The 22,005-nt window shown below is 49.0% G+C and carries 18 protein-coding genes and 1 pseudogene; 12 read left to right on the top strand and 7 right to left on the bottom strand.

Features of this window, described 5'->3' with window-relative positions:
• Positions 1-34: 34 nt before the first annotated feature.
• Positions 35-355: a DUF1476 domain-containing protein gene (locus tag MP213Fo_RS13425; protein ID WP_421089469.1), complete on the bottom strand. Its 321-nt coding sequence runs from the start codon at positions 353-355 to the stop codon at positions 35-37.
• A 328-nt stretch (positions 356-683) separates the two neighbouring features.
• Here MP213Fo_RS13425 and purC point away from each other — a divergent pair, with 328 nt between their 5' ends.
• From purC to MP213Fo_RS13380, 9 genes are all read left to right on the top strand, one after another.
• Positions 684-1,448 (top strand): phosphoribosylaminoimidazolesuccinocarboxamide synthase, encoded by a 765-nt coding sequence (gene purC, locus MP213Fo_RS13420; RefSeq protein WP_421089468.1) that lies wholly within the window; start codon positions 684-686, stop codon positions 1,446-1,448.
• A 110-nt stretch (positions 1,449-1,558) separates the two neighbouring features.
• Positions 1,559-1,801, top strand: a complete 243-nt coding sequence (purS, locus tag MP213Fo_RS13415; protein ID WP_421089467.1) for a phosphoribosylformylglycinamidine synthase subunit PurS — start codon at positions 1,559-1,561, stop codon at positions 1,799-1,801.
• 73 nt (positions 1,802-1,874) lie between these two features.
• A complete protein-coding gene (gene purQ, locus MP213Fo_RS13410) occupies positions 1,875-2,546 on the top strand; it encodes a phosphoribosylformylglycinamidine synthase subunit PurQ (RefSeq protein ID WP_421089466.1) in 672 nt (223 codons plus the stop codon).
• Between the two features lie 107 nt (positions 2,547-2,653).
• Positions 2,654-3,361, top strand: coding sequence for a glutathione S-transferase family protein (locus tag MP213Fo_RS13405; protein ID WP_421089465.1), 708 nt, complete (start codon positions 2,654-2,656; stop codon positions 3,359-3,361).
• A 74-nt stretch (positions 3,362-3,435) separates the two neighbouring features.
• Positions 3,436-3,834: a hypothetical protein gene (locus MP213Fo_RS13400; RefSeq protein WP_421089464.1), complete on the top strand. Its 399-nt coding sequence runs from the start codon at positions 3,436-3,438 to the stop codon at positions 3,832-3,834.
• 192 nt (positions 3,835-4,026) lie between these two features.
• On the top strand, positions 4,027-6,258 hold the full coding sequence (purL, locus tag MP213Fo_RS13395) for a phosphoribosylformylglycinamidine synthase subunit PurL (protein ID WP_421089463.1): 2,232 nt from the start codon (positions 4,027-4,029) through the stop codon (positions 6,256-6,258).
• A gap of 94 nt (positions 6,259-6,352) precedes the next feature.
• Positions 6,353-6,586 carry a BolA/IbaG family iron-sulfur metabolism protein gene (locus MP213Fo_RS13390; protein WP_022711527.1) on the top strand — a complete coding sequence of 78 codons (234 nt, stop codon included), beginning with the start codon at positions 6,353-6,355 and terminating at the stop codon, positions 6,584-6,586.
• Positions 6,587-6,778: 192 nt separating this feature from the next.
• A complete protein-coding gene (gene grxD, locus MP213Fo_RS13385) occupies positions 6,779-7,111 on the top strand; it encodes a Grx4 family monothiol glutaredoxin (protein ID WP_421089462.1) in 333 nt (110 codons plus the stop codon).
• A 649-nt stretch (positions 7,112-7,760) separates the two neighbouring features.
• Positions 7,761-9,050 (top strand): multidrug effflux MFS transporter, encoded by a 1,290-nt coding sequence (locus tag MP213Fo_RS13380; protein WP_421089461.1) that lies wholly within the window; start codon positions 7,761-7,763, stop codon positions 9,048-9,050.
• 51 nt (positions 9,051-9,101) lie between these two features.
• On the opposite strand, the gene MP213Fo_RS13375 is transcribed toward MP213Fo_RS13380, so the two are convergent.
• On the bottom strand, positions 9,102-9,926 hold the full coding sequence (locus tag MP213Fo_RS13375) for an inositol monophosphatase family protein (protein ID WP_421089460.1): 825 nt from the start codon (positions 9,924-9,926) through the stop codon (positions 9,102-9,104).
• A gap of 69 nt (positions 9,927-9,995) precedes the next feature.
• Positions 9,996-10,829, bottom strand: a complete 834-nt coding sequence (gene ttcA / locus MP213Fo_RS13370; RefSeq protein ID WP_421091151.1) for a tRNA 2-thiocytidine(32) synthetase TtcA — start codon at positions 10,827-10,829, stop codon at positions 9,996-9,998.
• Between the two features lie 1,222 nt (positions 10,830-12,051).
• Here ttcA and uvrA point away from each other — a divergent pair.
• Positions 12,052-14,973 (top strand): excinuclease ABC subunit UvrA, encoded by a 2,922-nt coding sequence (gene uvrA / locus MP213Fo_RS13365; protein ID WP_421089459.1) that lies wholly within the window; start codon positions 12,052-12,054, stop codon positions 14,971-14,973.
• 142 nt (positions 14,974-15,115) lie between these two features.
• Here the strand turns inward: uvrA and MP213Fo_RS13360 are convergent, their stop codons facing one another.
• Positions 15,116-16,672: an NAD(P)H-hydrate dehydratase gene (locus tag MP213Fo_RS13360; RefSeq protein ID WP_421089458.1), complete on the bottom strand. Its 1,557-nt coding sequence runs from the start codon at positions 16,670-16,672 to the stop codon at positions 15,116-15,118.
• 397 nt (positions 16,673-17,069) lie between these two features.
• Between MP213Fo_RS13360 and MP213Fo_RS13355 the strand changes: the two genes are divergently transcribed.
• Complete coding sequence (locus MP213Fo_RS13355; protein ID WP_421089457.1) at positions 17,070-17,408, top strand: P-II family nitrogen regulator; 339 nt, start codon at positions 17,070-17,072, stop codon at positions 17,406-17,408.
• Between the two features lie 95 nt (positions 17,409-17,503).
• Positions 17,504-18,913, top strand: a complete 1,410-nt coding sequence (gene glnA / locus MP213Fo_RS13350; RefSeq protein WP_421089456.1) for a type I glutamate--ammonia ligase — start codon at positions 17,504-17,506, stop codon at positions 18,911-18,913.
• A 404-nt stretch (positions 18,914-19,317) separates the two neighbouring features.
• Here glnA and MP213Fo_RS13345 read toward each other — a convergent pair whose 3' ends face one another.
• The 3 genes and pseudogenes from MP213Fo_RS13345 to MP213Fo_RS13335 form a co-directional block, all read right to left on the bottom strand.
• Entirely contained in the window at positions 19,318-20,115 is a 798-nt protein-coding gene (locus MP213Fo_RS13345) for an ATP12 family chaperone protein (protein WP_421089455.1), read from the bottom strand.
• Between the two features lie 25 nt (positions 20,116-20,140).
• On the bottom strand, positions 20,141-20,824 hold the full coding sequence (locus MP213Fo_RS13340; RefSeq protein ID WP_421089454.1) for an HAD-IA family hydrolase: 684 nt from the start codon (positions 20,822-20,824) through the stop codon (positions 20,141-20,143).
• A gap of 98 nt (positions 20,825-20,922) precedes the next feature.
• A pseudogene (locus tag MP213Fo_RS13335) lies at positions 20,923-21,867 on the bottom strand (DMT family transporter); the annotation flags it as partial.
• Positions 21,868-22,005 lie beyond the last annotated feature (138 nt).

The raw sequence follows: 22,005 nt of genomic DNA, 5'->3' as shown, positions 1-22,005 counted from the left end.
TCTGCGCGGCTTTTTCACTTAAACAATATTGAGCTTACTCAGCGCTTACCTGTTTAACGGCCTCTTCAAGCAATGTCAGCAACTGTGCACGCAACTCAGCATCACTCACATTAACCGAGCCTGCATTAAAATCGCTCAGAACCTTGCGGATAACATCCTCATCGCCTGGCTCTTCAAAATCCGCGCGCACAACTTCGCCCGCATAGGCTTGCGCATCATCACCGGTTTTACCGAGCTTTTCAGCAGCCCACAGTCCCAGCAATTTATTGCGCCGCGCTGTTGCGCGAAAACGCAGATCTTCATCATGGGCAAATTTGTTTTCAAAACTGTTGCGCCGTTCGTCCATTCCGCTCATAGATCCCTCACAATTCAGTTTGTAAATTTGTCAGTTTATAATTTTGTTAGCGTACAAATTGTAGCTCCGGCGACCTGCCGGCAGTGCAGATTTTGCCTGCATGAAAGGCATATAGGGTCGCTCTGATCACACAACCAGATGCTGCACACAGAAAAAACTTTAAACAAGCATTAAAAACACCATAGCGGCATAAAGGATGATTGTGAAAACCTGTCATTTGCGTTACGGAACACAGACATTGCGGCTGCAGTGGCCGCGCCCCTGAAACAACAGGTGAGACAACACGTCTCCACTCGGTCTCAGCAAACCCCAGAGGTTCCTAAACTCCATGAATCGTCGCCGCCGTATTTACGAAGGCAAGGCCAAGATCCTTTACGAAGGACCTGAGCCTGGCACTCTCATTCAGTTTTTCAAAGATGACGCCACCGCCTTCAATGCTAAGAAGCATGAAGTGATCGACGGCAAGGGAGTGTTGAATAACCGCATTTCCGAATATATCTTTACCCAGCTGAACCGTATCGGTATTCCGACCCATTTTATCCGTCGCCTCAATATGCGTGAGCAACTGATTAAAGAAGTCGAAATCATTCCGCTTGAAGTGGTTGTTCGCAATGTTGCAGCCGGCTCGCTTGCCAAGCGCCTCGGGATTGAAGAAGGCACGGTTTTGCCACGCTCGATCGTCGAGTTCTATTATAAAGCCGATGCGCTTGATGACCCTATGGTGTCTGAAGAGCATATTACAGCTTTTGGCTGGGCCAGCCCTGCAGAGCTTGATGATATTATGGCGCTTGCCATCCGTATCAACGACTTCCTGACCGGTCTGTTTCTGGGCGTTGGCATTCAGCTCGTCGATTTCAAAATTGAATGTGGCCGTCTGATTGAAGGCGACATGATGCGTGTGATTCTGGCTGATGAAATTTCGCCGGACTCAGCCCGTCTATGGGACGTCAATACCAATGAGAAGATGGATAAAGACCGTTTCCGCCGCGATATGGGCGGTTTGGTTGAAGCCTATCAGGAAGTTGCGCGCCGCCTCGGCATTATGAACGAGAACGAGACGCCGCGTCCCTCAGGCCCTACGCTTGTTAAGTAAGTCATTTCAACCCGGGAAGCATGCCGCTTTCCGGGTTGTGCATTTCAGGTAGCATTTTCATTGATCTTTGAATGCTGCATAGTTTTTCTCAATCAATACAGGATAACAAAGTGATTAAGGCACGCGTCACCGTCACACTAAAAAACGGCGTTCTTGACCCGCAGGGCAAAGCTATCGTCGGCGCTCTCGGTAGCCTCGGCTTTGAAGGCGTAAACTCTGTACGTCAGGGCAAGGTTTTTGATGTTGTTCTCGACACCGCAGACAAGGCAAAAGCCGAAGCTGAGCTGAAAGCCATGTGCGAAAAGCTTCTCGCCAATACGGTTATTGAAGATTACAGCTTCGATATCGCCTGATCTCTTTTCTTCAGTGGCATTATGCACCATATGCCATACGATAAGAGAGTAATTTGAGAGAGTAATCTGCATTATGAAATCAGCAGTTATCCTTCTTCCCGGCCTGAACCGTGACCGCGATATGATTGCGGCGCTGACCAAGATCGGCGGTAAAGCCCCGCAAACTGTGTGGCAGACCGATACCGAAATTCCTGATGTTGACCTGATCGTGATTCCCGGCGGCTTTTCTTACGGCGATTATTTGCGCTGCGGTGCGATTGCCGCGCGTATGCCGGTGATGCAGGCACTGCGCAAAAAGGCTGAAGCCGGTGTGCGCGTGATCGGTGTGTGCAACGGCTTCCAGATTCTGCTTGAAGCAGGTCTGCTGCCCGGCGCATTGATGCGCAACACCTCGCTGAAATTTGTCTGCCGTGAAGTTAAGCTCGAAGTTGCCAACAACAAAACAGCTTTCACACACGGTTATGAACAGGGGCAGATTATCCGCTGCCCTGTTGCCCATCACGATGGCAATTATTTTGCGCAGAGCGATGTGCTGAAATCCGTTGAAGACAATGGTCAGGTTGTTTTCCGTTATGCGGACGGCACCAATCCTAACGGGTCGGTTAATGATATTGCCGGTATCATCAACGAAAAAGGCAATGTTCTCGGCATGATGCCGCATCCGGAGAACCTGATTGAAAAGGCACATGGCGGCACTGATGGCCGTGCGCTGTTCGCTTCAGCTCTGGATCGCCTTGCTTCGTAATCACTTAACCTGCGCGGTTATCACAAGGATAACCGCGCATAGGTAAGCTGATTACCCTCTTTGATAAACTGCCGTCTTTTCTATCCTTACGGAAATAGGAGGCGGCAGTGAAATTGCAGCAGAATGCCATTATAGTCGTGGCACAACGGGAGGAAGTACCAATGAAGCTCTATAATAAGCCTTTATCACCCTATTGCGCATTTATCCGCATTATAGCTGCGGTTAAAGAATTGCCGGTGAAACTGATTGATGCTCCGACCTCAATGCCGCTGCCGGAAACCTTCCGCGAAATTTCTCCGATGCGCCGGATTCCGGTGCTGATTACCGGCTCCGGTGAAACGCTGTTTGAGGCTTCTGTCATTGCAGAATATCTTGACGAGCGTTTTCCTGAGAAGCCGATGCTACCTGCAGATCCTAAAAACCGCGCGCAAATCCGCATCATTATGCGTTTGCTTGATATGGATGTGCTGCCATCGATCATTCCGGTTTTGCTTGCAGGCCCTGCCAAGCCGCATTCCCCTGAAAGCCTTACAAAAACAATCAGTCACGTGCGCCATGCCCTGCAGGCAGTGGAAGCACGGATTTGCTCCGGCCCTTATGCTATGGGCGAAGAAGTAACATTGGCTGATGCATGGCTGGCACCAACACGCTTTCTGCTGGAAAGCCTGCGCAGGTTTCCAGGCTATGCAGATATTCTGGCAGATTGCCCGAATATTGAAGGTTACCAAGCCAATGCCCAAGGCATTCCGGAAATTGCACTGGTGCTGGGTGAAATGCAGGATGCCAGAAAAGCAATGGCAGCTGCCAAAAGCTGATAGCCGATATCAGCACCATAGAATGAGCCTGAAAATCAAATAGTTTTCATTTCCCCTGCGGAGTTCTGCCTTTAATGAAATTGACGCATATTATTGTACTGGCTCTCTCCGCAGGCGCATTGAGCGGCTGCTTTTCAGGCAAAACGCCGACACGTCCGGCACCGGCTGCGGTTAATCAGTCGGCACTGGCAATTATGGAGCGCGTGGCGCTTTCAGCCAAGCAATGCTGGTTTAAATCCGGTGATCCGGACTTTAAAAAATACAGCCTTGCACCTGAGCTGGTTTCGTTTACCGGCAGGCCGCGAATTTTGGTTGTGCCAGCGCGCAATCCCAATGACCGGCCCTTGCTGGTGGTGCAGGCAGAAGGCAGCCCTGCACGCATGGAACGTTTTGGCCCAATGATGCAAAGCCCGCTTGCTGATCGTATTATGCGTGACACAGCTCGATGGGCCTCCGGCCAGCGAAGCTGCTAACTAACACAGCCAGCGAAGCTGCTAGTGAAAAGCGCCAACGCAGTAGCAAATAGAATTAGCCTTACTGGCTGCGAACTTGAAAATCTGATACCCGCAGATTAGGGCATCATCTCATCTCATCCCATAGCCGAGCTTAAGCTCACGAACCCGACGAGCTTAAGCTCACTGACCAAAAAGACAGCGAACACCGATATGGACAGCAAAAAATCAATCCGTAATGATTACCCGATCACACCGGAGCTGATTGCCGCACACGGCCTCAAACCCGATGAGTATCAGCGTATTCTTGAATTGATCGGCCGTGAGCCGAGCTATACCGAGCTTGGTATTTTCTCGGCAATGTGGAATGAGCATTGCTCGTATAAATCTTCAAAAAAATGGCTGCGTACACTGCCAACAGACGGTGCACGCGTTATTCAGGGTCCGGGTGAAAATGCCGGTGTTGTCGATATTGATGACGGCGATTGCATTGTTTTCAAAATGGAAAGCCACAATCACCCGTCTTACATCGAGCCTTATCAGGGCGCTGCCACTGGTGTCGGTGGTATTTTGCGTGACGTCTTCACTATGGGTGCGCGCCCAGTTGCGGCTATGAACGCTTTGCGTTTCGGTGCCCCTGAGCATCCTAAAACCCGCCATCTGGTATCCGGTGTTGTTTCCGGCGTTGGCGGCTATGGCAATGCTTTTGGTGTGCCGACAGTGGGCGGTGAAGTTGAGTTTGATGCCCGTTATAACGGCAATATTCTGGTCAATGCGTTTGCAGCCGGCCTCGCCAAATCTGACGCTATTTTCTACTCCAAGGCTGAAGGCGTTGGCCTGCCGGTGGTGTATCTTGGTGCCAAAACCGGCCGTGACGGTGTGGGCGGCGCTACAATGGCATCCGCTGAGTTTGACGAATCGATCGAAGAAAAACGCCCGACCGTTCAGGTTGGTGATCCGTTTACGGAAAAGTGCCTGCTTGAAGCCTGCCTTGAGCTGATGGCATCCGGTGCCGTGATTGCTATTCAGGATATGGGGGCTGCTGGCCTTACCTGCTCGGCAGTTGAAATGGGTGCCAAAGGCGATCTCGGCATTGAGCTGAACCTTGATACAGTACCGGTTCGTGAAGAGCAGATGACTGCTTATGAAATGATGCTCTCTGAAAGTCAGGAGCGCATGCTGATGGTTCTGCGCCCGGAGCAGGAAGAAGAAGCCAAAGCGATTTTCAAAAAATGGGGTCTGGATTTTGCAATTGTTGGCAAAACCACCGATGATCTGCGTTTCCGCGTTTTCCATCAGGGCATTCAGGTTGCCGATCTGCCGATTAAAGAGCTTGGCGATGAAGCACCGGAATATGATCGTCCGTGGACACCTGCCGTGGCACCTAAGCCGCTCGCAGCAGATGATATTCCGCAGGCAGATATTGCCGACAGCCTGATCAGCCTTCTCAACTCAGCCAATGGCTCATCACGTCGCTGGGTTTATGAACAATATGACACCCTGATTCAGGGCAACTCCCTGCAATTGCCGGGTGGTGATGCCGGTGTTATCCGCGTTGAAGGTCATGAAACCAAGGCTTTGGCCTTCTCCTCCGATGTAACACCGCGCTATGTAGAGGCAGATCCGTTTGAAGGCGGTAAACAGGCTGTGGCTGAATGCTGGCGCAACCTCACCGCAACCGGTGCTCTGCCGCTGGCTTCAACCGATAATCTCAATTTTGGTAATCCTGAGCGTCCTGAAATCATGAGCCAGTTGGTTCATGCCATTAAAGGTATTGGTGAAGCCTGCCGCGTGCTGGAATTCCCGATCGTTTCCGGCAACGTATCGTTATATAACGAAACCAATGGTCAGGGCATTTTACCAACCCCGACTATGGGCGGCGTCGGCCTGATCAAAGACTGGTCGAAAATGGCGCGTATCCGCTTTGCAGCTGCCGGTGAAGCCATTCTGCTCGCCGGAGCACCGGAAGGCTGGGGCACACATATTGCGCAATCTACCTATATGCGCGATATCCACAATCGCATTGACGGCCCTGCACCGCATGTTGATCTTGCGCATGAAAAAGCCACCGGCGATTTTGTACGCGGCCTGATCGAAGATGGTCTGGTAACGGCTGTGCATGACTGCTCTTCGGGTGGTCTGGCACAGGCTGTGGCTGAAATGGCTATTCAGGGTAAAATCGGCGCAACCATCAATGAGCCTTCAGCTCATAATCCTGTTTTGACCTTCTATGGGGAAGATCAGGGGCGCTATGTGCTAACGGTTACAGAAGACAAGTTGGCGCAGGTGCAGGAACGTGCAGAAAAAGCTAAAGTCGCTGCACCGCTGATCGGTCGCACCGGTGGTGATGCGGTTATCCTTGGTTCAGCCAAGCCACTAGCAATTGAGCAATTGCATATGGCCTATGAATCATGGTTCCCTGACTATATGAACGGCACCAACTGATAGGTTCGGTTTTGTCCGGAGAATAAACGAGCCTGCGTCTTGAAACTTCAAGACGCAGGCTCCAACTTAAGAATGACTCTCGAAGGATTTTACTATGGCTATGGCACCAGGCGACATTGAAGACATGATCAAGGCAGGTATTCCGGGGGCTGTTGTCAGCATCCGCGACCTTGCCGGAGATGGTGATCATTACGCTGCCGAAGTCGTTGCTGAAGCCTTTCGCGGCAAAACCCGTGTGCAACAGCACCAGATGGTTTATGACGCTCTAGGCGGCAATATGGGCGGCGTGTTACATGCATTGGCATTACAGACCCGCGCACCGGAATAATATATTATACGTGCCTGCCCCGTAATGGTAGGCAACAATTAAAATACCAATCCGGAACGTGCTGCATCTTTTTCAACCCATGTACGTTCTGTCTCTTTGTTTTCGCATTCGCAGCTATCAGGTCAATATTTATGGTTGCGAATGCTCTGTTTCCGGCGGAACTTGGCCCACCGGATATGAAAGGATTTTCCTATGAGCGGTATCAAAGCCCTTATCGATAATGAAGTTAAGACCAATGATGTTGTGCTTTTTTTGAAAGGCACACCTGATTTCCCGCAATGCGGTTTTTCCGGACAGGTCGTTCAGGTGCTGGATTATGTTGGTGTCGATTATAAAGGCATCAATGTTCTGGCCTCAGACGAAATGCGTCAGGGCATCAAAGACTACTCCAACTGGCCAACCATTCCTCAGCTTTATGTTAAAGGCGAGTTTATCGGCGGCTGCGATATTATCCGCGAAATGTTTCAGGCCGGCGAGCTGCAGGCTCTGCTGACTGAAAAAGGCATCGCGACGAAAGCTGCCTGATTAATCAGCTTTTAAACACAGAAATGTGATGGCGTAAAAACGGCGGGACTTCCTGCCGTTTTTTGTATTTAACAGTTTTAAATAAAAATTTATCATTGCTGCGAGATTGTTATCTGGCCAAATCTCTATATGTTGTTCCCTATAGTTACTTAAAACTGCTTCGCTTTATTGAAACGAATAACATCGATATCGCCCCGATAGAGCATTTCACTATCAAGTTGAATCAACTTGATAGGTATGACAATGCGAAAAAGCTAAAATCTAGAGCGAGCGCTGTGATCCAACCTGAACGTTACCCGCTCTAGTTTACCCGACTACTCAATTTCAAAGATATTTGCCAACTCAAGCGCAGCACAGGCGCTGTAAATCTCATATATTTGGCAAATATTCCTGCCTGTTACTACAGGTCACAAAATTGCGAACGCCCCTGTCTCTTATTTAAAGATTCACGGCTTTCGTCTTTATTATGATGCTCTGCGGACATCAGACTATTTCTGCAAGTTTATTTCAGAACCGGACGCAGCTTCTGAAATAATTCAGCACTTCAGTGAATGACGGCAATATTGCCCCATCCTGAATAAACAGCTGAATTGCAAACGTATTTTTCTAATCCGGTGATGCGCATGACCGGACAAGGCATGACAATAACATGAAGAATGAACAAGCTTCAGGCAAATTACCTGAATCCGGCATAGCCTCCGCTGCCGGCTTTAAACTTTCCAAAGCGGAATTTATTGCGCTGATGGCCGCATTAATGGCTATCAATGCTTTAGCCATTGACGTGATGCTGCCGGCACTCTCTGAGATCGGCTCATCGCTGGGCGTGTTAACCGCCAATCACCATCAATATGTGATCTCTATCTATCTGCTCGGCTTTGCAGTCTCCCAATTATTCTACGGCCCGATCAGTGACCGTTTTGGCCGCAAAAAACCATTGCTGATCGGTATCGGCATTTATGTTGCCACTTCTCTCGCTTGCGTATGGGTGCCTGATTTTAACTCGCTGCTAGCTCTGCGCTTTCTGCAAGGTATTGGCGCGGCTTCCACGCGCGTTATGGCGGTTTCAATCGTCCGCGATCGCTATTCCGGCCGCGCAATGGCTGAGATTATGTCATTGGCAATGATGGTATTCATGATTGTTCCGGTGATTGCGCCAGCAACTGGCCAGATCATTATGCTGTTTAGTGAATGGCATATGATTTTCGGATTCATGGCGTTTTTTGCCTGTGTTATCGGGTTCTGGGCCTATATGCGCCTGCCTGAAACATTAGCACCTGAAAATCGCCGCCCGTTCACAGCTGGCTCGATTATCAGCGGCTTTGGTATTGTGCTCGGTAACCGCACCGCATTTTGCTACACGATGGCTGCATCTTTCATGCTCGGCTCACTATTTGGCTTCATCAATTCTGCGCAGCAGATTTATGTAGGCATTTATGATCTGGGCAAAGGCTTCCCAATAGCTTTTGCCGGTGTTGCAGCCTTCATGGCACTGTCTGCATTCCTCAATTCTCGCATGGTCGGGCGTTATGGTATGCGCAGAATATCGCAGACATTGCTGATCACCTTTATCAGCCTCAGCTTTCTGTTACTGCTGCTTTCCGCTATGCTGGATGGGCCGGTGCCATTCCCGATTTATATCGTTATTTTTGCACTGATCATGTTCTGCTTCGGATCAATCGGCGGTAATTTCAATGCCTTGGCAATGGAACCGCTTGGCCAGGTTGCCGGCACCGCCTCTTCCGTCCTTGGTTTTGTACAATCGCTGACCGGCGCCGCAATCGGCACTGTTATCGGACAATCATTTGACGGTACTACTGTGCCAATGTCGCTGGGTTATTTCAGCGTTGGTGCCATTGCTATGGTCTTTGTACTGGTTGCAGAAAAGGGCAAATTGTTTCGAGCAGTTTCACCTTCACCGCAACATATGATTGAAAAATAATCCAAAAAACATTCATTAAAAAAACCCCGCTTTAAGCGGGGTTTTTTATAACTATATCTGCCACAAAGCCTGTTTAATGGCTTGCCAGCTGTCTTTATCAGGCGCGATTATTAATCCGCCATCTAGGTGGCCAGGCTTATATGCACTGCCATCAAGCCGCGCCGTATATCCGCCAGCTTCTTGCTGGATCAGATTTCCCGGCAGATGATCCCACGGCATCAGCTTGTTATAAACAGCAAAATGCGCTGAGCCAGTCGCAATCACCCGATATTCATGCGCGGCACAGCGATAGCCCAGATGCGATAAGAATTTAGCCTGATTACCAGCCACAATCGAGCGCTCCGGCTCTGGCAAATATTGCCATGAAACACAACCCGTCATCTGCTCCAGTGCAGGCGCCGTTGCGACATGTATTTTATGTTCACTGCCATCCATGCGGCGGATATAACTGCCCGCCCCTTTAACTCCGATCAGCCAGTCACGCCCCATCGGGTCATAAATAATACCGGCAACGGTTTCACCCTTGATATTGACCGACAACATCACGCCAAACAGTGGCACGCCAGAAGCAAAGTTAAATGTGCCATCAACCGGATCAATGGTAAAAGCCAGATCAGCAGTGCTCAAACCGTCCAGCAATGCAGGATTATCGCTACAGGCCTCTTCACCAACAATCATGGCCTGAGGAAAACGCTCGCGCAACGCAGCAGTTATCACTTTTTCAGATTGAATATCCGCCTCTGTAACCAGATCGGCAGCAGAGGATTTCTGGCGGATATCACCACTATCAAGCCGTCGAAAACGCGGCAGAATTTCACTGTCAGCGGTTGCACTGAGCAAATCAGCCAACCAGTTAATCTCTTGACTATCAATCATTATACACCCTTATTTCCATGCGCATAAAACGAATAAATAAAGCGGTTTTCTTTTTTAAAGATAATGAAATTACTCTGGCGCAGTGTCCGTAGTGAATAGTCCGGCGAAATCAAAAATCTTGCGGTCAAGCAAATGGCTTGGCCGGGTATTAGCTAGAGCGCGGATCATAGTTTCTTTGCGTCCGGGCATCCTCTTTTCAATATCTGCAAGCATTGCCTTCATCATATTACGCTGCAAACCATCCTGACTGCCGCACAGATCACAAGGAATGATCGGAAACTCCATAGCCACCGCAAATTTCGCCAGATCTTCTTCCGCCACATAGGCCAAAGGCCGTAACAGCATCAGATCACCTTCATCATTGAGTAGTTTGGGCGGCATGGCAGCCAATCGACCGCCATGGAAAAGATTCATGAAAAAGGTTTCCAGAATATCCTCGCGGTGATGCCCAAGCACCAATGCAGAGCAGCCCTCCTCGCGCGCCACACGATAGAGATTGCCGCGCCGCAATCGTGAGCATAATGCACAATAAGTTTGATTTTCCGGCACTTTTTCCGTCACGATCGAATAGGTATCTTTATATTCAATACGATGTGGAATTTGATTTCTTGTCAGATAATCCGGCAGAATATGTTTTGGAAAATTAGGCTGCCCCTGATCAAGATTACAGGCTAGCAGTTCAACCGGCAGCAAACCGCGCCATTTTAAATCAAGCAGCAATGCAATCAACGCATAAGAATCTTTACCACCCGATAGCGCAACCAGCCAGCGATCACCTTCACGCACCATGGAAAAATCATCCATCGCCTGACGGGTCTGCCGCAACAAACGCTTGCGTAATTTATTGAAACCAACAGAAGATGGCACATTGCGAAACAGCGGATGACAGCCCTCACCATCCATATCCTGCTCTAATGCAGCCGCATAATCATCCAGCCCCTTTTTTAGAGCGGCAGAACTGCCAGACACCGACTTATTATCAATATCTGTTAAAGCTGCATTCAGGGCTGTGGTATCAAGGTTCATCAGGGTCTCAATCGTGCTGCATAATTTTCAACTACAGCATCGAATAAAGCGATAAGCGGTCTACCGCAACAAGGAAGGTACCAAGCGACAATCTGTCAATGATGCGCGCAGACAACCGCTCGCTATAAAAGATGAATCTCTTTTTTAGCAAAGCAATCTATAGCTTTGAAATAATACAGAAATATGAAACGGTAGAAAAATGCCCTGCCGCTCACTTGTTTTGGCGCGCAGGGCTTTTGATTGGGTTTGACCCATTATACCGGTAGTCATTCACCGATAAATTTTCAGATAAACACCTATTTGGTGCGAAAATATCTGCAAAAAGGCTAAATTTTTGCTTTTTCAGATAAACCACACTTCAACTTTCATATATGACCAGCTGTCCCAAACCACATCTATAGCATTCAGCTACAGTCTTCAGAACCATCATGCTGTGTTGTCACAAGAATCCGGTAGCATCGAAAAAACATAGAATTCGACGGTCAGACCGTCATGCATGATCAGGTGGACTCATCCTTATATTCCTCCTGTTTGCATGGAACTGTAACAGTTCCAGCTTGGCTTTCAGACCTGTCTTCAGTAATCCGAGGCTCTCGCCCTTTCCTCCGCTAGCACTGAAGACAAGTTAAGTGTGCCTGCCTGGCGCATAACCGTCAACTCGGCTTTTTTCACATTATATTACATCGTCATTTCTGAGACTTAGAGTAAACAGACAATTTTGCTTTGAAAATTATAAAATCCTGCTGGACTTAAGTTCATATTTTGTTCTATAAACTATGAAGGCGCCCTGAGTGTATAACACCACGATGCACAGTAATGAATCATCTGGATGACCACCAAGCTCTGGCCAGTCCTCGCCAGTTATTGTGGCTGTCATTGAGATTACGCGGAACATTCTTATATAAGTGTCAGAGTTTCGGTTGCGGACAGACAAACCCTGCCCCAATGCTAGAGCAGTTTCAGGAAAAGTGGGAACCGGCTTTCCGTCCGAAACTGCGTTTAAACAAACAGATAGAGCGGTTTTTCTACTTCAAATAAAAGTAAAAACGCTCTAGCTTCCGACATCCCCCGTTTCGTACCAACCGCAGGCAAAATGCTGATGAGCGATCAAAAATTTATCTCCATTCGCGGTGCCCGCGAACATAATCTCAAAAATATCGACATTGATCTCCCGCGCGACAAGCTGATTGTCATGACCGGTCTTTCCGGCTCAGGCAAATCATCGCTGGCCTTTGACACCATCTATGCAGAAGGTCAGCGCCGCTATGTCGAGAGCCTGTCATCTTATGCACGCCAGTTTTTGGAAATGATGCAAAAGCCTGACGTGGATCAGATCGATGGTCTGTCACCTGCAATTTCTATTGAGCAAAAAACCACCAGCCGCAATCCGCGCTCTACCGTTGGCACTGTCACAGAGATATACGATTATCTGCGTCTGTTATTTGCGCGCGTTGGTGTGCCTTATTCGCCCGCCACAGGGCTGCCGATTGAAAGCCAGACCGTCAGCCAGATGGTTGACCGCGTTATGACCTTTGAAGAAGGCACACGGCTTTTCATCATGGCGCCGATTGTGCGCGGCCGTAAAGGTGAATACCGCAAAGAACTCGCCGAATTGCAGAAAAAGGGCTTTCAGCGCGTCAAAATTGATGGCGCTTTTTATGAAATCGCTGATGCGCCGGCATTGGACAAAAAATACAAGCACGATATCGATGTTGTGGTTGACCGCGTGGTGGTACGTCCTGATCTTGCATCACGCCTTGCCGACAGCCTTGAAACCTGCCTGCAGCTGGCGGAAGGTCTGGCGATTGCGGAATTTGCCGACAAGCCATTGCCACCTGAAGAAACTGCAGCAGACAGTGTGAACAAGTCGAAAAACGACACCCATGAACGCATGTTGTTCTCGGAAAAATTTGCCTGTCCGGTGTCCGGTTTTACCATTGCCGAGATTGAGCCGCGATTGTTCTCGTTCAACAATCCTTTCGGTGCCTGCCCGACCTGCGATGGTCTTGGCGCCCAGCAGGCTATTGACCCCAATCTGATTGTGCCGGATGAAACACTGCGTATGAAAGATGGCGCGATTGCGCCTTGGGCTAAATCCAGCTCGCCATATTACAACCAGACACTCGAAGCTCTCGGCAAAGCTTTTCAGTTCAAAATGACTGACAAATGGCAGGACTTGTCTGAAGAAGCCAAAAAGGCCGTTCTTTCCGGCACAAAGGGCAAAGAAATCACTTTTGTTTATAAAGACGGTGCACGGTCTTATGAAACAACCAAAACCTTTGAAGGTGTGATCCCCAATCTTCAACGCCGCTGGAAGGAAACCGATTCCAACTGGTCGCGTGAAGAGATTGAGCGCTATATGTCGGCCACGCCCTGCCCTGCGTGTAAAGGCTACCGCCTGAAGCCGGAAGCACTGGCAGTTAAAATTGGCGGCCTGCATGTCGGCCAGCTCACAGAAATGTCGATCCGTAATGCTGATAGCTGGTTTGGTACCATCCACCTGCAATTCACCGACAAGCAAAATGAAATCGCCGCACGTATTTTAAAAGAAATTCGTGAACGGCTGCGCTTTCTCAATGATGTTGGTCTGGACTATCTGTCATTATCGCGCAATTCCGGCACGCTTTCGGGCGGTGAAAGCCAGCGTATCCGCTTAGCCTCCCAGATCGGCTCCGGACTTACCGGTGTGCTTTACGTGCTCGATGAACCCTCTATCGGCTTGCATCAGCGCGACAATGCCCGCCTGCTTGAAACCCTGCGTCATTTGCGTGATCTCGGCAATACGGTTATTGTGGTTGAGCATGATGAAGATGCAATTCTTACGGCCGATTATGTTGTCGATATCGGCCCTGAAGCGGGCATACATGGCGGCCAGATTATTGCTCAGGGCACACCTGCCGATGTGATGAACAACCCGAACTCGCTGACCGGTAAATATCTTTCCGGTAAATTGCAGGTTGCGGTGCCGGGTGAACGACGTAAAATCTCTAAAACCAACCGCATTAAAGTGGTTGGAGCGCGTGCCAATAACCTTAAAAATGTCAGCGGTGAAATTCCGCTTGGCACCTTTACCGCTGTTACCGGCGTTTCCGGTGGTGGCAAGTCCACATTCCTGATCGAAACGCTGTATAAGGCCGCCTCCCGCAAGATTATGGGCTCACGTGAGCATCCGGCAGAGCATGATCATATTGAAGGCTTGGAACTGCTGGATAAAGTGATTGATATTGACCAGTCACCGATTGGCCGCACACCGCGCTCCAATCCGGCAACATATACCGGCGCATTCACCCCTATGCGCGATTGGTTTGCAGGTCTGCCTGAAGCCAAAGCCCGCGGTTACAAACCGGGCCGGTTTTCGTTTAACGTTAAGGGCGGGCGCTGCGAGGCCTGTCAGGGGGACGGCGTTATCAAGATTGAAATGCACTTCCTGCCGGATGTCTATGTAACTTGTGATGTCTGCGACGGTAAGCGCTATAACCGCGAAACGCTGGAAGTGCTGTTTAAAGGCAAAAGCATTGCCGACGTACTCGATATGACAGTTGAGGAAGGTGCAGAATTTTTCTCAGCCGTGCCGAGCATCCGCGACAAGATGGAAACGCTGAATCGTGTCGGCCTTGGCTATATCAAGATCGGTCAGCAGGCCACAACCCTGTCTGGTGGTGAAGCCCAGCGTGTTAAGCTGGCCAAGGAACTGTCACGCCGCGCAACCGGTAAAACCTTGTATATTCTTGATGAGCCGACCACCGGCCTGCACTTTCATGACGTAGCAAAACTGCTTGAAGTTCTGCATGAGCTGGTCGATCAGGGCAATACTGTTGCCGTGATCGAGCATAATCTTGAAGTTATTAAAACCGCAGATTGGGTACTTGATTTAGGCCCTGAAGGTGGCGATGGCGGCGGTGAGATTGTTGCAACCGGCCGCCCTGAAGACATTGCGGCAGAACCGCGCTCCTATACAGGACAGTTTCTCAAAGAATTGCTGGAACGCCGTCCCGATCATAAAACCATTGCTGCCGAGTAAACTCCGGCATCACCCACCTATCTGATATTGATCTAAAATTGCACTGTCCTCCCATTCTGCCTGAACAGGAGGACAGTGCAGCTATTAAATGCAACAAGTTAAATATATCGGGCAGATTCAGAAAAATCGAAGACGTTTTCCATCAGGTCGATGGGGATGGGGATGGAGTTGCCATCTCACGTAGTCTCGCCCAAACCTTGAGCAACATTTGCGATATATCTTCTGCCATCATTCCTGCGGGCGACAGCTCCTCAAAGCACTCTGCAGTTTCCGCATGCATCCACACCGCAGCACAAGCGGCAGCAAAAACCGGCATGCCCTGAGCACAAAAACTCGCGATAATTCCGGTCAATACATCGCCAGAACCGGCTGTGGCCAGCAGCACATTACCATTGCCGTTAATAACAGCTCTGCCGTCAGGAGCTGCAATTACAGTATCCGCCCCTTTATAAATCACAATACTATGGCTAAGACGCGCTGCTTCACGGGCCTGTTCAACCTTGTCCTTACCTTTAACAAAATTACCAAACAACCGCTGAAATTCACCCTCATGCGGAGTGATAACCAACTGAAGTCCGGATTTTTCAATCGCTGCAAAAAGTACCAGCGGATGGTCTTTGAAAGCGGTAATCGCATCGGCATCGAGCACCAGTGTTTTCAAGTCAGAATCTTCTGTTTTTGATTGCAATACGGTATAGACCAGTCGTTTTGCGCGCTCCTGATCCCCGAAACCGGGCCCCAGAACTGCAGCCTTAACCTTCCTCCGCTTGAAAAAACTCAAAACATCCGTGTCCAGTTTTTCTGTATCATTGCCCAGCGGCTCAATCATGATGCTTGTTAAATGTGACGCCAGCACCGTCAGAGCATTTTCCGGCGCAACAACAGTAACCAGCCCTGCGCCACTGCGCGCCGCACCCGTTGCACTTAAGCGCGCCGCTCCTGTGCTCCACACATTTCCGCAAAAAACTGCAACATGACCACGACGAAATTTATTACTATCCGGATTATGATCCGGTAATAAAGCGCCCCATAAATTCGGCCAGCTTTCAAATAAAATCGGTTTGATCTGTTCAAGTACCTCAGCCTCAATGCCGATATCACAAAGACGGATTACTCCACACAGCGCTCGGCCAGGCTGCAAAACATGGCCGGGTTTCTTACGAAAAAACGTAACAGTAAGATCAGCTTTAACAGCTATCCCCATAGGCTGACCACTTTTACCTGAAACTCCGCTTGGTAAATCTATAGCACAGACAGGCTTATTGCAGCTGTTCACTTCATCAATGCAGGCCGCAATTTTACCCTCAACATTTCTTGTCAGTCCTGTACCCAACAATGCATCAATGATCAGCTGAAACTCATCCGCTTTAAAAGTCTCAAGCGGCATGATCACCCCCTCATCAGCCACATAATCTCTCTGAGCGCGCTCTGAATAAGACTGCGGCGCAGACCTGCCCGCTGTAAAACAAGTGACCTGATAACCAGCCACCTTAAGCAGGCGCGCAGTAATATAGCCATCACCGCCATTGCTACCGGTTCCACATAATACGGCAACAATTTTGGTATCCGGCCATTGCGCGACTATCGTCTGGGAAACCGCCTCTCCAGCCCTCTGCATCAAGGCGTAGCCATCTATACCGCTATCAATCGTTAACCTGTCAGCCAGCTGCATTTCATTTGGTGTCAGCAATTCAATCATAAAGCCTCACAACAACTTTTCACGTCCACCTGTAATCGCCAACACAACGAATACCTCCCGCCTTATTTTTAGGCAAAGTGCCATTTATTTAGGCAAAACCAGACATTCAAAGTTTTTAAAAATAAATTTCAAACTTATAAATTATAAAAACTGCCCTGAAATCAGGCATATTTCGATCAAAAACTTCAGCCAGTAAACTGCGCCTGTCAATGACCATATTAAACAAGCAATAATTACAATGCCTTATGAAGAGGAATGCAAATCAAACATATGCAAATGAACCTTTTTTAAAAAAACATGCTCTATATTACCAAGTCACATCATTTTGGCATGATTTATGCTTATACTCCTGATAACACCCGTGAAGAACGGGAAAGCGAACGGAGGCTGCATTCTGATGAAAAAAATCGAAGCTATCATTAAGCCTTTCAAACTTGATGAAGTAAAAGAAGCGCTTCAGGAGGTTGGCCTGCAAGGGATTACCGTATTGGAGGCCAAGGGCTTCGGGCGGCAGAAAGGCCACACAGAGCTTTATCGTGGTGCTGAATATGTTGTCGATTTTCTGCCAAAGGTAAAAATCGAGGTTGTAGTTGCCGATGATGCGGTTGACGCCGCAGTTGAAGCCATCCGCAAAGCCGCCCAAACCGGCCGTATCGGTGACGGTAAAATCTTCATCTCCAATATTGAAGAAGTTATCCGTATCCGTACCGGCGAAACCGGCCCTGAAGCTATCTGACAAACGCAAAGCTACATCTGACTTGCACAACTACGATCTGTGCAAAACTGGCTCTTATTTTCACTGTTTAACGTCGTTTAATAGGAAATATGCATATGACGACCGCCCATGACATTCTCAAACTGATTTCTGACAACGACGTTAAGTTCGTCGATCTGCGCTTTACCGATCCAAAGGGTAAATTACACCATGTAACTATGGATGTCGGCATGGTCGACGATGAAATGTTTACTGATGGCGTTATGTTTGACGGCTCCTCCATTGGCGGCTGGAAGGCCATCAATGAATCCGACATGGTTCTGATGCCGGACCCTGCTTCCGCCCATATGGATCCGTTCTTTGCCGCTTCCACACTGGTTCTGCTGTGCGATATTCTTGATCCGGTTACTGGCGAAACATATAATCGCGATCCGCGCGGCACTGCCAAAAAGGCTGAAGCCTATGTCAAGGCGCTGGGTATCGGTGACACTGTTTATATCGGTCCTGAAGCCGAGTTCTTCATCTTCGATGATGTGAAATACAAGAACGACCCTTACAATACCGGTTTCAAGCTCGATTCAAACGAACTGCCATCCAATGATGACACCGATTATGAAACCGGCAATATGGGGCACCGTCCGCGCGTTAAAGGTGGTTACTTCCCTGTTCCGCCAATCGACAGCTGTCAGGATATGCGCTCGGAAATGCTGACCATATTGTCAGAAATGGGCGTAACAGTTGAAAAACATCACCACGAAGTGGCTGCTGCGCAGCACGAGCTCGGTGTAAAATTTGATACGCTTGTTGCCAATGCCGACAAGATGCAGCTGTTCAAATATGTAGTTCATCAGACCGCCAATGCTTATGGCAAAACGGCAACCTTCATGCCAAAGCCGATTTTCGGTGATAATGGCTCGGGTATGCATGTGCATGTGTCGATCTGGAAAGATGGCAAGCCTACTTTTGCCGGTAATGAATATGCCGGTCTTTCAGAAAGCTGCCTGTTTTTCATTGGTGGTGTGATCAAACATGCCAAAGCACTGAACGCATTCACCAACCCTTCAACCAACTCTTACAAGCGTCTGGTTCCGGGTTATGAAGCACCGGTATTGCTGGCCTATTCCGCGCGCAATCGTTCGGCTTCTTGCCGTATTCCACTTGGCAACTCGCCAAAAGCCAAGCGTCTGGAAGTACGCTTCCCGGATCCGACAGCAAACCCGTATTATTGCTTTGCTGCGATTTTGATGGCCGGTCTTGATGGTATCAAAAACAAAATCCATCCCGGTCAGGCAATGGATAAAGATCTCTATGATCTGCCAGCCAAGGAACTGAAAAAGATCCCCACCGTTTGCGGCTCATTGCGTGAAGCGCTCCAGAGCCTCGACAAAGATCGCGCCTTCCTTAAAGCCGGCGATGTGTTCAGTGATGATCAGATCGACAGCTTCATCGAACTGAAGATGCAGGAAGTGATGCGCTATGAAATGGCACCACATCCGGTTGAATTCGATATGTATTACTCTTGCTAACTCATTTTGGATTTAGAGCGGTTTACGTTTAAATTGGATCATGTAATCCGCTCTACTTATTGTTTTTACGCATTATCGTGGCCGCCCAATGATTCCATTGGACTACGAAATGCTCTAGAGCATTTCACCATCAAGTTGAATCAGCTTGATGGGTATGACAATGCGATAACTATAAAATCCAGAGCGAGCGCTGCGATCCAAGCTGAGTGTTACCCGCTCTAGCAATTAACAATCAAAAAACCCCGCTTTAACGGCGGGGTTTTTTATAATCTCAACAATGATTCAACACAGCAAGAATAAATCATAAAACATTGATTATATTATATATTATAGAATTCATTACAAATAAAAAAGCCGCATCATTTATAACGATACGGCTTCTACATCTTTGAAATCAGAGTATTTTACAATGCTTTTACCAATGCATCGGCAGCGCGGATTTCACGCTCACGATAGGTACGGCGTATAATAGCCTCTTCATCAGCGCCCCACTGGTCATTTGTCCAGTCTTCATCAATATGAGCAACTTTCCAAGCCGTATCCACATCAATGGCACCCTTATACAGCGCCAGACCGGTGATAGCTGACCCACATAATGTGGTCATCACATGCAAAGAAGCCAGCGCCAGCGGATCGGTAATCAGGCGCAAATGCGCACCAAATGCAGCAAGTGCTTCCCGTGGCTGCGCCACATGCATCAAGCCTTCTGTTACCTCAAAAGAGGCACCAAGCGTTGCCGCCCAATCCAGCACCGGATCCCAGTTTTCACGCTGACGCTGCACCAGCCCTTGCGGATTTTCAGCGCGGTAGCACAGTAAATCACTACCGGCAAAACGTAAAATCTCTTCCAGCACGGCTTGGGTTTCTGTTGCCACACCATCAATCGCCGTATTGACCAGCCGCGTTGTCGGCATATCAGCAGGATCAATATGGGTGTCCTGTCGTGCAAATTCCTCTGCCACAATTTTTGCAGCCGCTTCTGTTGGCAGTATCAGCTTATTGCGCAGCGGCGTATTAACCTGCTTGCCATCAAGCAAAACCGCGAAGCCGCCATCGACCGCACCAACACCCGCCTCTTTATAAAAACGCTTTGGCAACGGCGTCAGCATCTGCTTTTGCGCACGTATGACCGGATCGGGGTCAGACAACATCGCATCATGATCAAGTTTGGCCTGTTCAATATCTGACAGAATATCACGCATAGTATTTCCTAAATATTTGGCTCGATTAACAGTTGGCAGGCAGTGAGCAGATAGAGCCATCTTTGATATATGCCAATAAATCTGACGGATGCTGCAATATGGCTGCTGCACCAGCATCACTCAAGCGACCGGAACTGTGATAGCCCCATGCCACTCCCACTGCAGTTGCACCGGCACTGCATGCCATCATCATATCATAAGTTGTGTCGCCGATAACAAAGGTACGGGACGGATCACACCCCATCTCTGCGCAGCATTCCAACACCATCGCCGGATGTGGCTTGGACGGACAATCATCCGCACAACGCGAAACATGAAATTGTTTTTCAAAACCATGGCGTGCCATCACATAATGCACACCACGGCGCGACTTGCCGGTTACCATACCGAGCAGCACGTCTTCCTGTGTAGCAAGCTCAGCAATCAACTCTGCAATACCGTCATAAAGCGGCTCATCAAAATCAGCTTGCTGACGCATGGCTGTAAATTCGTCTTTATAAGCTTGCGTCAGATTTTCAACCTCTGAGCCCATCGCTATGCCTGAAAGCTGCGAGATCGCCAGATTAAGTGATAGTCCGATAATTTCCTGCGTCTCATGCAGCTCCGGCGCCTTGATGCCAGCGGCCGTAAAAGTCTGCGCCATACAGCGATGAATTATACCGGCGCTGTCGACCAGTGTTCCGTCACAATCAAATAATACCAGCTTCATGACAGATGTTTCTCCTGCATCGCTTTGGCATGCCCATTATTTTGATTGGCATTTTGAATGGCGTTTTGCGTATCCACTTGCAAAACCGCTTTGCGCACTGCAACACGCTGCGCATAATTGGCAATGAACAAGCCCCCAGCAATCAAACCGAGCGCTGCAAACAGCTTCCAGCTCATCGGCTCACCCAGCACAAATCCACTGAGCATCACACCAAATGCCGGAATCAGCAGCGCAAAATTCGAGAGTGCTGAAGCCGGATAGCGGCGTATCATCCAGAACCATAGCGGATAGGTAAAAGCCACAATAAATGCAGCCTGAAATACAAAAGACGCATAGGTCAGCATGGTCGGATCGCGCACGGCATCGCCCAGCATTGGCGCAAACGGCAATGGCACGATTGAGGCAATTAACAGCTGATAAAGCAGCGTCTTTTCCGGTGCGGCATCATTTAACGTTGATTTTTTAATCACCAATGTGGTTGCAGCCCAGAAAATACTGGAAATCAGACAGAGAATATCACCATAAATCGCATTCTCACCCGGCATCGACAATTCGTCTGACAGCACAAGTATCACGCCGCTAAAAGCAACCACCATACCCACAAATGTCAGAGGGCGGATACGCTCGCCAAGCAAAAAATGCGCGCCGATTGCCACCCAAAACGGCATCGTATTGATCATTAGGGTCGAACGGCCAGCACTGGTCATGTCCAGACCGGCAAAAATGAGCACAAATTCAAGACCGAACAAACAGCCGATAATAAGCCCCGGTATCAGAGTTTTATCATTCTGAAACAGGGTAATACCGCGGAACCAGCACCACAGAAACACCAGCAAACCACCGGTGAACGAGCGCGCAGCTGCCATATACATCGGGTTAAAACCATCATTACCGATTTTAATGGCAACCTGATTCATTCCCCAGCTGACGCAGATAAACAGCATCAGCGCCACACCCATACTGTCTATGGTTGAGCGGCGCTCATAGCCTGTTCCCAGCTGCCCTGCGGCCAATCCCCCTTTGGGCGCACTCCCCGTAGCCATGCTTATTCCTGCCTGTTCAGAGCGCGACCTGAAAATCACCTGCATTTTCAGGAGGCACATAAATCGAAATTTGAATTGAAATGTCTTGGCACCATGATGCGCTCAGCCTTTTCAGAGTGAGCGCATCAGGTTGTTTAG

It is taken from the genome of Pseudochrobactrum mosebachae, from assembly GCF_048914685.1.
GTDB lineage: Bacteria > Pseudomonadota > Alphaproteobacteria > Rhizobiales > Rhizobiaceae > Pseudochrobactrum.
The sequence above is the reverse complement of the archived record's forward strand: the minus strand, read 5'-3'. Positions and strand labels throughout refer to the sequence as shown.